Here is a 7,396-nt window from a genome sequence, read left to right as displayed (position 1 = left end):
CTCGGGCAGCTCGTCCAGACCATCGAACCCGACGAATGCCAGAACTATCTCACCAACGCTGGATACGCTTCCGTCAAAACATGAAACGCTCTAGACACCTGTAGCCGGGGCCGAAACGCGAAAAGCCCGGCCGCCGGAAGCGGCCAGGCTCTGGAGAGATCGCGGTGTCCGCGTGGGAGCGAGGAGGGCCGAAGCCCTACTGAACCTCGGCCGGGAGCGCGGCGCGGGCCTTGTCGAGGATCGCCTTGAAGGCCTCCGGCTCGCTGTAGGCGAGATGGGCCAGAACCTTGCGGTCGATCTCGATGCCGGCCTTGTTGAGCCCGTCGATCAGCCGGCCGTAGGTCAGGCCGTGCTCGCGCGAGGCAGCGTTGATGCGCTGGATCCAGAGCGAGCGGAACTCCCGCTTGCGAACCTTGCGGTCGCGGTAAGCGTACTGGGCGGCCTTCTCGACCGCGGCGCGCGCCGTGCGGATCGTGTTCTTGCGCCGGCCGTAATAGCCTTTGGCGGCCTTCAGGACCTTTTTGTGCCGGGCGTGGGCAACCACGCCACGCTTAACGCGTGCCATCGTTCGATCTCCAAATGTCGTCGGACCGGAGCCGGGGCGTCGATGCGCCCGCGGACAAGGTGCCGATCCGTGTCGTCTAACGTCTCAACCATCCGTCGCCACCAGGCGGCGGTGAATCACCAGTCGCAGTTCAGCCGTAGGGCATGAACTTCTTGACGACCTTCGCATCCTGATCGGAGAGCACCGTGGTGCCGCGCGCGTTGCGGATGAACTTCTTCGTCCGCTTGATCATGCCATGGCGCTTGCCGGCCTGCGCAACCTTCACCCGACCGGTAGCGGTGAGCTTGAAGCGCTTCTTGGCGCCCGACTTGGTCTTCAGCTTGGGCATCTTCAGTGACCCTTGAGTTCAGCGGTTCAAAACAGGTCTGGGAGCGTCCCAGGAATCTCGTGACTGCACGCGCCGGCCGGATCGTTCGGCATCCGCCGGCTCGTGCGCTGGCCCGGACCGACGGTTGGCCATCCCCCTGCCGAACGCTCGGGCAGCGGATGGACGGCACCGAAATCCAGGCCGATGTATCCTCCGAACGCGGACAGTGCGACGGCCGGTTCGTCCAGGATCCGCAAGCGGAGCTTGCGTCGAGCGCACCCTTGCGTCGGGCACGCTGATGCCGAGCGCTGACGTGCCCTCCGTTCCGCGGACGATCGAGGTCCCGTGGAAGGCGGGCATTCTGCCGTCGCGCTCAGGCGAGGATCCCGGTGCGGGCCGGTCCGCCCGTTCGGAAGCCGCACGATATAGCCGCGCCCGCGATGGAATGCAAGGAAGGCCAACGCAGGAATCGGGCGGCATTTCCAGGAATCTGCCGCGCATCGTCGCGTGCGGCGCTGCGATGCGCGCTTGCGCTTCTTGTACGCGTCATATTGAGCGCATGCACGCGGAGACGTACGCTGATAGCGCAATCGTTATGAGGCCTGTGCGCTCCGTGCTGCCGAACGCCATCAAGCTGCGCCATCTCCAGTGCTTCGTCGAGGTCGCGCGCGAGCGGAGCGTGACCAGGGCCGCGCATAATCTTGCGACCGTGCAGCCCGCGTTGTCGCGCACGCTGCGCGAGCTCGAGGAGGAGGTTGGCAAGAAGCTCTTCGAGCGCACCCGCGACGGACTGATTCTCACCGAAGCCGGCGAGACGCTCTACCGCTATGCCTTCGGCGGCATGCAGCAGGTGTCGGAGGGCCTCGCCCGTGCGGCCGGCGAGGGACCGGGCGAGGTCATCGCGATCGGCGTTCTGCCGAACGTGAGCAGGCGGGTGCTGCCGGAAAGCGTGGCGGTCTTCAAGGGCCAGCACCCCGACACCGTCGTCCGCATCGTGACCGGCACGAACATCGATCTGCTCACCAAGCTGCAGGCGGGTCGGCTCGACTTCGTGCTGGGGCGGATGTCGGATCCCGACACGATGAAGGGGCTGACGTTCGAGCACCTGTTCTACGAATCGATCGTCTTCAGTGCCCGTTCCGGCCATCCGCTCGGCGCTGCCAGCGTCGTCTCCCTGGCCGATGTCGACGGCTTCCCGGTCATCATCCCGTTGCCGGAGACGATCATCCGCTCCGAGCTCGACCGGTTCATGGTGTCGAACGGCTTCCCCGAATTCTCCAACGTCATCGAGACGGTCTCGTTCGAGTTCGCGCGGCCGTACCTCCTGGCGAGCGACGCCGTGGCCGCGCTGCCGCGCGGCGCGGTGCGTCCGGAGCTCGAGAGCGGGCAGCTGGTCGAACTCGCGGTGCCCTGCGACGACCTGAAGGGCCCGGTGGGGCTGACCTTCCTGCCCGGTCACCCGCTCGGCTCGCGCACCGAGCGGCTGCTGGGCATCATCCGCGACGGTGCCCTGCTCCGGGGAATGATATAGCGAAATCGCTATATCTTCTGCAGCATCGTCATTTTACTGGCCGGCCGGCGGCTCCTAGTCTTTCCCAAACACGCGCTCAAGAACGAGAGGGAGAGAGACATGCAGAAATTGGTTCGGACGGCCCTGGTCGCGGCCTGCGTCGCGGCCGTTTCGCCGGCGCTGGCGGAGACTTACAGCATCGAGGGCGCCGGCGCCGCGTCGCTCACGGGCATCGTCCCGCAGACGCTGGCGCAGTACACCGCCAAGGAAGGCGTCGACCTTCAGGTGGTGCTCGGCCAGACGCTGACGAAATCGGCGCTGAAGACCGCCGCCAAGCAGCTCGACCTCGCCGTCGTGCCGCCGCCGGCCTTCGCAGCGATGAAGAAGGGCGTCGGTCCCTACGCCGGACAGGCCGAGCAGGCGAAGAAGCTGTCGGAGAACGTCCGCGTCCTGTTCGGGTTTCCCGGCGGCACCTTCCACACCATCGTCTGGGCCGACAGCGGCATCGACGGCTGGGACGGCATCAAGGGCAAGCGCGTCTACATCGGCCCGCCGGCGGGCGCCGCCGGCCCGCAGATCGTCAACATGATCAAGGTCGCCTCGGGCTACGAGGAGGGCAAGGACTTCGAGGGCATCAAGGCGCCCTGGGGAGCGGCCCAGCAGTCCTTCCAGGACGGCCAGTTCGACGTCTACATCGCCGCTGCCGCCGTCGGTCAGCAGTCCCTTAACGAGCTGAGCCTGCAGCGCGAGATCCGCATTCTCGGCGTGCCGAAGGACGTCGTCGCCTCCGACGCGTGGGCGACCTATCTCGAGAACTACGCCGTCGACACCGCGGACATTCCGGCCGGGACCTATTCCGGGCAGGCCAACGGCACCGACGATCTGCAGACCGCCGTCACCACCATGATGGTGGCGACCAACACCGACCTGCCGGACGAGGCCGCCTACAAGATAACCAAGGCCTACTGGGAGAATCTCGACGAGATGAAGGCCGGCAACGCGCTGCTGCGGTCGATCGACCCGTCGCGCCCGTTCGCCGGGGTGAATGCGCCGCTGCATCCCGGGGCGCTTCGCTACTACCGCGAGGCGGGCATCGAGGTGCCGCAGCGGCTGGTCGCCGAATAGGCGCGCGCTTCAGCGAGGCCGCGCTCCACGCGCGGCCTTTCCTCCCGACATCGGACCGGAGAGACGGATGACCGCATCGCGCGTTTCGGCGGCCAGGTGGGCGTTCGACGCCGCGCTTGTCGGGGCCGGGCTGTTCATCGCCCTCATCGGCATGGCCAACGTGCTCCCGAGCTACGGCGTGCTGCCGCGCATCGGACCGTTCCCCGTCGAATGGTTCCGCCCGCTGTTCTTCTTCGCCTGCATCGCCGGCGTGGTGATTGCCCATCTGGGCCGCCGGTACCGGGACGGACGTGCCGGCGTGCCGGAGTTCCTGTTTTACGCCGCCCTGCTGGGCGCGACCGCCTGGGTCTCCTACGAGTATTTCGTGCTCGGCAGGATCATGGCCGACTCGGTGGTGTTCTTCACGACGCGCGAGGCGGTGATCGCCACCGTCGCGGCCGCGGTGGCGCTGTGGATCTGCCTCATCGTCTGGGGCGGGCCGATCGCCGCCCTGGGCCTGGTGGCGTTCGCCTATCTGGCGACCGGACAGTACTGGCCGGGCTTCCTGCAGACCGTGCCGGCCAACATCGCCGAGCTGGTGGCCCAGAACATCTGGTTCGATTCCGACCAGGGCATCCTCGGATCGATCATGGGCATCGTGCTGTCGACGGTGCTGCCCTTCATCATCCTCGGCGCCATCCTGGAAGGCTGCGGCGCCGGCCAGTCGATGATCCGCATCTCGTTCTCGCTGATGCGTAAGTTCCGCGGCGGCCCGGCCTATGCGGCGATCGCTGCCTCGGCGCTGTTCGGCACGGTCTCCGGCAGCGCCGTCGCCAACGTCGTGGGCACCGGGGTCGTCACCATCCCGATGATCCGCAAGCGCGGCTTCCATCCGAACTTCGCCGGCGCCGTCGAGGCGGCGGCCTCGACCGGCGGGCAGATCCTGCCGCCGATCATGGGGGCTGCCGCCCTCGTCATGGCCGACTATGTGGGCGTCAGCTATCTCACCGTCGTCATCGCCGTGCTCGTGCCGGCCATCGCCTACTACGCCAGCCTGTGTCTCTCGGTCTATTTCGAGGCGAACCGGGCCGGCGTCGAGGCCGGCGAAGAAGAGGAGATAACGGTCGAAGGCCAGGACTGGCTGAATCTGATCCTCGTGTTCGCCCCGATCGCGATGATCGTCTGGCTGCTGGTCAGCGGCCTTTCGCCCGCCGGCGCCTCGATTGCCGCGATCTTCCTGCTGATCCCGCTCAGCTTCATCAACCCGGAGATCCGGCGCAGGCCGTGGCGGCTGCTCGGTGCGCTCAGCAACGGCGGCATCACCGTCGCCCAGCTGGTGGCGGCGATCGCGGTGGTCGGCATCGTCGTCTCCACCCTATCGGCGACCGGCATCCCGACGAAGTTCGCGGTGCTGCTGGCGGGCGCCAGCGAGACGTCGCTGCTGGCGGCGCTGCTCATCGCGGCGGCCGGCTGCATCGTGCTCGGCATGGGCATGCCGACGCTGCCGGCCTACATCGCCATCGTCGCGATCATGGGTCCGACGCTGCAGCGGTTCGGGCTGGAGCCGCTGACGGTCCACATGTTCGTCTTCTTCTTCGGGGTGGCGTCGGTGATCACCCCGCCGGTGGCGATCGCGGCCTATGCGGCGGCCGCGATCTCGGGGGGCAAGCCGATCGCTACCGCGATCGAGAGTTCCCGCATCGGCGCGATGATCTTCATCATCCCGTTCGCCTTCGCCTTCAATCCGATCCTGCTGGTGGTCGATGCGGCCGGGGCGAACTTCGCAGTCCTGCCTTTCCTGGCGGCCATCGGGCGGCTGGTGCTTGCGCTCTATCTCTGCTCGAGCGGCCTTGGCGGCTTCGACCGGGCCCGGCTCGGGATGATCGATCGCGCGGCGCGCCTCGCGTCGGCCTTCCTTCTGTTTGCGCCCCATCCCTACTGGAATCTTGTCGGGCTCGTCGTCGGCCTTGCCGTCGTCGCCCGACATCTCTGGCTCGTCCGAGCCCGTCCCCGAGAGGAAAAGTCCGATCCCATGCAGCAGGCCGAGGTCTCGTGATGTCCGAAATCAAGAACATCCTCTTCATCATGTTCGATCAGCTGCGCTTCGACTATCTGGGCTGCGCCGGCCACCCGCATCTGAAGACGCCGCACATCGACCGGTTTGCCGAGAAGGCGGTCCGGTTCACCCGCACCTACGTGCAGTCGCCGATCTGCGGCTCGTCGCGGATGAGCTTCTACACGGGCCGGTACGTCCACAGCCACGGCGCCCAGCGCAACAACTTCCCCCTCAAGGTGGGCGAGCAGACGCTGGGCGATCACCTGCGTGCCAACGGCATGGATGCCTGGCTCGTCGGCAAGACCCACATGCAGGCCGACGCGAAGGGCCTGGAGCGGCTGGGCATCGCGCCGGATTCGGTGATCGGGGCGCGGCTCTCCGAATGCGGGTTCGACGTCGTGGTGCGCGACGACGGGCTGTGGGGGGAGGGGCCGGACGGCTTCTACGACACCCGCCGCTCGCCCTACAACGAGTACCTGAAGGACAAGGGCTATCCGTCCGGGAATCCGTGGAACGTCTTCGCCAACGCCGGCGTCGATGCGGACGGCGACATCGCGTCCGGCTGGCTGATGCAGAATGCCGACAGGCCGGCCAACGTGCGCGAGGAGGATTCCGAGACCCCCTGGCTCACCTCCGAGTGCATCCGCTTCCTGGAGGAGCGCAGGGACGACGACCGACCGTGGCTCTGCCACCTCTCCTACATCAAGCCGCACTGGCCCTACATCGTGCCGGCACCCTACCACGACATGTACGGCCCGGAGCATGTGCCCGCCGTGGTCAGGGACGCCCGCGAGAAGGTCGATCCGCACCCGGTCTATGGCGCCTATCTCGACACGCTGATCGCCAGGAGCTTCTCGCGCGACGAGGTGCGCGAGAAGGTGATCCCGGCCTACATGGGCCTGATCGCCCAGTGCGACGACCAGATGGGCCGGCTGTTCGCCTATCTGGAGGAGAGCGGGCGGATGGAGGACACGATGATCGTCCTCACCTCCGACCACGGCGACTATCTGGGCGACCACTGGCTCGGCGAGAAGAACTTCTTCCACGAGTGCGCGGTGAAGATCCCGATGATCGTCTACGATCCGACGGCGGCCGCCGACGCCACCCGCGGCACCACGTCCGACGCGCTCGTCGAGGCGATCGACCTCGCCGCCACCTTCGTCGAGGCGACCGGCGCGGAGGTGCCCAGCCACGTGATCGAGGGACGGTCGCTGCTGCCGATCCTGCACGGTGCGACGCCGGACGACTGGCGCGAGGCGGTCATCTGCGAGTTCGACTATTCGACGACGCCGATGGCGGCGAAGCTCGGCGTCGCCCACGAGGATGCGCGGCTCTTCATGGTGTTCGACGGGCGCTACAAGCTCGTGCATGCCGAGGGCGGCTTCCGGCCGATGCTGTTCGACCTGAAGACCGATCCGAACGAATTCACCGACCTCGGAACGAGCCAGGATCATCGGCCGGTCATCGACGGCCTGTATGAACGGCTCGGCGCGTGGGCCCGGCGGCTGTCGCAACGCACCGCCCTGTCCGATCGCGAGGTCGATGCGATGGCCGGCAAGACCACGCGCCGCGGCGTGCTGCTCGGCGTCTACGACGGCTCGGAGGTTCCCGACGACCTGCTGGCGCCGCTGCGTGGTCAGGCTCCGGCAAGCTACATCGGCGACTGATCCCGCCGGGCGACCCGCCGATCACACGTGCAAAGTGGAGGTGGCGGATCGAAGGTGAATTGACGTCAACGAGGGAGTGGCCGAAACGTAGGCGTGCGGGCGCGCCCTTCAGCACGCAGGCGCCTGGAGCCCTTTCCGGCCGGGTGAACCCACCTGACCGGTCGGAAATGGCTTCGCCCCAAAATAA

6 protein-coding genes are annotated in these 7,396 nt (G+C 67.2%); 4 read left to right on the top strand and 2 right to left on the bottom strand.

Translation table 11 applies throughout. The annotated features are described in order from the left end of the window. Positions 1 to 196: 196 nt before the first annotated feature. The gene (rplT, locus tag ACSSVZ_RS25825) at positions 197 to 565 is read right to left on the bottom strand and encodes a 50S ribosomal protein L20 (protein ID WP_453961563.1); all 369 of its coding nucleotides are present in this window, start codon (positions 563 to 565) and stop codon (positions 197 to 199) included. Positions 566 to 695: 130 nt separating this feature from the next. Continuing rightward, the gene (gene rpmI, locus ACSSVZ_RS25820; RefSeq protein ID WP_453973738.1) at positions 696 to 893 is read right to left on the bottom strand and encodes a 50S ribosomal protein L35; all 198 of its coding nucleotides are present in this window, start codon (positions 891 to 893) and stop codon (positions 696 to 698) included. Positions 894 to 1,467: 574 nt separating this feature from the next. Between rpmI and ACSSVZ_RS25815 the strand changes: the two genes are divergently transcribed. The 4 genes from ACSSVZ_RS25815 (at position 1,468) to ACSSVZ_RS25800 (ending at position 7,209) form a co-directional block, all read left to right on the top strand. After that, positions 1,468 to 2,403 carry a LysR substrate-binding domain-containing protein gene (locus tag ACSSVZ_RS25815; protein WP_453973737.1) on the top strand — a complete coding sequence of 312 codons (936 nt, stop codon included), beginning with the start codon at positions 1,468 to 1,470 and terminating at the stop codon, positions 2,401 to 2,403. Between the two features lie 99 nt (positions 2,404 to 2,502). Further along, positions 2,503 to 3,507 (top strand): TAXI family TRAP transporter solute-binding subunit, encoded by a 1,005-nt coding sequence (locus ACSSVZ_RS25810; RefSeq protein ID WP_453973735.1) that lies wholly within the window; start codon positions 2,503 to 2,505, stop codon positions 3,505 to 3,507. 67 nt (positions 3,508 to 3,574) lie between these two features. Further along, the gene (locus tag ACSSVZ_RS25805) at positions 3,575 to 5,542 is read left to right on the top strand and encodes a TRAP transporter permease (protein WP_453973733.1); all 1,968 of its coding nucleotides are present in this window, start codon (positions 3,575 to 3,577) and stop codon (positions 5,540 to 5,542) included. Then, the gene (locus ACSSVZ_RS25800; RefSeq protein WP_453973731.1) at positions 5,542 to 7,209 is read left to right on the top strand and encodes a sulfatase-like hydrolase/transferase; all 1,668 of its coding nucleotides are present in this window, start codon (positions 5,542 to 5,544) and stop codon (positions 7,207 to 7,209) included. The genes ACSSVZ_RS25805 and ACSSVZ_RS25800 overlap by 1 nt, the downstream gene beginning before the upstream one ends. Positions 7,210 to 7,396: the final 187 nt, after the last annotated feature.

The sequence above is a fragment of the Amorphus sp. MBR-141 genome (genome assembly GCF_053628695.1).
This window is presented reverse-complemented; position numbering and strand designations above follow the sequence as displayed.